Below are 3,603 nucleotides of genomic sequence, written 5' to 3' on the forward strand. Positions count from 1 at the left end.
GTTTTTGCAGTTTCTTCTTGAATTTCATTCTTTCTACACTTTTTCCAAACAGCTGAACAAAATTCAATTCTTGTAATTTCAGCTAAAAATATTTTGTCAATAGAATTAGTTTTAAAAAAATAAATTAATTCCTGTGTGCCTTCCTCAGTATGATAGAGCTTGAATAATGAGGATGTATCAAAAAATATTTTCATATTGCACTACGTCTTTCTTCAATTACCTCATCAGAAAAAGATGTTTTGCAATCTTTAAGTAATTCTTGAGTTTTTGAAAATGAAAAATCCGAAAATTTTAATCCTGATTTTACTTCTTCTTCAAAAATAATAGTAACTTTAATTGGTTTTTTTGTTACCAATGGTTTATCAAGTTTTAAATTACCATTATAATATGTTCCTGTCAGAGTTGTCATTTATATCAAATTTTTTACAAATATACATTATTTTGTTAAATTAAGTTTATTTGTTGTTCCTTTTTTTATCATTGAGTCCACTCTAAAAAGTTTAAAAATGATTTTCAGCTCCTTTCTACCCCAAACCCGAAAAGGGAAATGTAGCTGAAAATCAGGACTCCCTTTAGAGAATGGGGCAATTCCTGATTTTCTAAACCTGCACTCATTACTTTTTAGAGTGGACTCATCTTAGCAAACGTACGAGAACCTCCCTAAAAATCTAAAAGATTAAGTGTATCGGCTAAATATGTAAAAAACAAAGAAAGTGAGAATGCAATAAGTGGTGCAACAATCCACATTATAAAAAATTTATTTACTTCTGTTTTTCTGAATATATTTCTAAAACCAAGTTTTGCTACACCAATTCCTAATATTGCAGCTACGTTCAACTGAACCAGTGATGTTGGAATTCCTTTTATTAGTGAAGCTGTAAGTAACAAACTTGCAGAAATAAAGGCAATAATTACCGCTTCAATTCTACCGAATAGTACAATTTCTTTTCCTGCTTTTTGGACAATTTTATGACCGAAAAATGAACTACCTATACCAAAACTCGGTGCAACTATTAAAGTTGCAAGAATCATTACTTGAATAAAATGATTATCAGCAATTTCTAATTCATTACCTGCCATAATTGCAATTGGTCCTACTGCATTTGCAACATTATTTGTTCCAATAGAAAAGGCAACATATAAGGACATTAGTATTATTGCTCCTTTTAGTAAATAACTGTCATTCACCTTTTTCGAAATGGTAATTCCTGTTTTTCTTATAGGTTTATAAATGTACTTACCTATTAAAAAACTAAGAATAAATGATATTATAGGTAAAACGAACCAAGTAGGTAAAATTTCTAGAAATAATTTGTCAGTATTTAATGTATGAAAATAAACGGCAGGTGCTATAACGGATAATACTGTTGCTTGACTTGTAGATTGTGGTATGCCAAACAAATTTGCAATCAACAACGCAATTGCAACAGATAAAAGAATTATTGATACTATTATAAAAGTCATCATTTCGGGTGCAAGTAATCCTTTACCTATTGTTGTTGCTGTTTGTTTTCCGCCAACAATTGCTCCAATAAATACCATAATTCCAAATAATGCAGGTATTAAGCTTTTTTTAATAATATTTGAACCATAGGCGGCAGAAAAAGCCGGAGCTGTACCACTTCCTCCCATAGTTATTGCAAGAAATATGGCAATCAGGAATGGTATTAAAAATGGTATAAGCATAATGAATTTATATTTAATAATTAAAACAAAAATATTTCATTATAAAAAAATATAAAACAGTTTTAAAACCTAATTTGCAAAATAGGTATTTGAACGTAAAGATACGTTTTAATACGTAGGTACTAATACTAAACCGCCATCAAGATACTGAAAATAAAACATTTCTTTTCGCCCTGTTTTTATTCAAAAAATTATTCCGTAGCCACAGCTATGCAAGAATTTTGTGAAGAAAAACAAAACAAAAATAATTTATTTTCTTAATCAGCATCTTAATAGCGGTTTAGTATAAGCAGTCATCGAATTTTGAATTGAAGTGAGATATTAGACTTCAAAAATATTATTTTTTATAGCATAAATAACCAATCCGGCAGTATTTTTAGATTGAGTTTTAAAAAGTATGTTTTCTCTGTGTTTATCAACGGTACGTTTACTAATGTACAAAAAATTTGCTATTTCCTGATTTGATAATCCTTTGCAAATGTTGTATAGAATTTCAATTTCTCGTTTGGTTAAATCTATATTTTTCTTGTTATATTTTTTCTTACTTAAATTTTTTATGATAGCTTCTAAAATTTCAGGTGAAAAATAGTTTCTACCTTCACTTACGTCAACTATTGCTTTTTGAACATCTTCAAATCGTGAATTTTTTAGTAAAAAACCTTTTGCTCCTGCATCTATCATTTCCGAGTAATAGTTTTCATTAGCATGCATAGACAGAGCAATTATTTTTGCTTCAGGAAAAAGTTTTATTGTTTCCTTTGTAGCATCAATACCATTCATTATAGGCATTTCAATATCCATGAAAATTATATCAGGTTTTACTTCCAATACACGATTTATCAATTCATTTCCGTTTTCAGCTTCGTAAATTTCTGAAATTAAATCATTTTTGGAAAGTAAAAATCTTAGCCCTTCCCTAAATAAATTATGGTCATCTACAAGAAATATTTTTAATTTATTTGTCATAATGGCAAAACTATTTTAAGGAAAAAACCTTGTTTTGGCTTGCTGTGCATTTCTATTTTACCATCTAAAGATTTAATTCTTGAATTAATATTTGATAACCCCAAACCTTTTTTTTCTATTTTTTTTAAATCAAAACCAATTCCATTATCAGAATAAAACATTTCTAATTTATCTTCATAACTAAATAATGAAATTTCTATTTCTGATGCTGAAGCATATTTTAAAGTATTGCTAATCAATTCACCAATAATACGATACAAAATAACTTCGATATTGTAATTGAAACGTTTTTCATTAAGATTAAAGACATGAATTATTTTCAAATTTTTTCCTGTAACAATTGTATCGGTAAATGTTTTAATGGCTTTTTCTAATCCAAAGCGTTCTAAAATATGAGGACTAAGTTTATTGGAAATCTCTTTAACAGAGATAATTGCATTATCAACAGAATTTTCTGTTTTGTCGAAAATTTCTTCGTTTGTTTTACTTAATGTAGATTTATTAATTGCGGAAATTGCCATTTTTATTGAAGATAAAATTGGACCCAAACCATCATGTATTTCTTTTGCAAATTTTTGACGTTCTTTTTCTTCTGTTTTAATTATTGCTGACAAAACTTTTGCTTCATTTTCTTTACGTAGTTTGTTAATTTTGCCTTGTAAATTAAAAATTTGACGAATAAAAATTGAAGCAACAAACATTAATACTGAAATTAAAATAGCAATCCAACTGTTAATAGGTAGTGAAATTATATTTGATTCAGGATCAATCACACATATAAGTTCACCCAGCCTTCGAATTGCCATAAGAAAAAAACCAATAGAAATCATTATCCATGAAATATTGAACTTAGTTCTTTGTATGAGACTAATGGTTATAAAAAAAGCTCCGAATTGTAAAAGCACCGATATTATTAAAGCAAACTGTATTAACATAACTGCAATATTAAGC

At 27.9% G+C, this 3,603-nt stretch carries 5 protein-coding genes; all 5 read right to left on the reverse strand.

Annotation, left to right across the window (positions count from 1 at the left end):
- Positions 1–194 (reverse strand): type II toxin-antitoxin system VapC family toxin (locus tag U9R42_00575; GenBank protein ID MEA3494513.1); only part of this gene is annotated, 194 nt, incomplete at its 3' end.
- Positions 191–409, reverse strand: a complete 219-nt coding sequence (locus U9R42_00580; GenBank protein ID MEA3494514.1) for a hypothetical protein — start codon at positions 407–409, stop codon at positions 191–193. The genes U9R42_00580 and U9R42_00575, both read right to left, overlap by 4 nt.
- Positions 410–660: 251 nt before the next feature.
- The gene (locus U9R42_00585) at positions 661–1,686 is read right to left on the reverse strand and encodes an inorganic phosphate transporter (GenBank protein ID MEA3494515.1); all 1,026 of its coding nucleotides are present in this window, start codon (positions 1,684–1,686) and stop codon (positions 661–663) included.
- Between the two features lie 321 nt (positions 1,687–2,007).
- Positions 2,008–2,652: a response regulator transcription factor gene (locus U9R42_00590; GenBank protein MEA3494516.1), complete on the reverse strand. Its 645-nt coding sequence runs from the start codon at positions 2,650–2,652 to the stop codon at positions 2,008–2,010.
- Positions 2,649–3,603, reverse strand: a 955-nt coding sequence (locus U9R42_00595; protein MEA3494517.1) for an ATP-binding protein, incomplete at its 5' end; no start/stop codon positions are given. The genes U9R42_00595 and U9R42_00590, both read right to left, overlap by 4 nt.

The organism is Bacteroidota bacterium (assembly GCA_034723125.1).
In the GTDB taxonomy this organism is placed as follows: domain Bacteria; phylum Bacteroidota; class Bacteroidia; order CAILMK01; family JAAYUY01; genus JAYEOP01.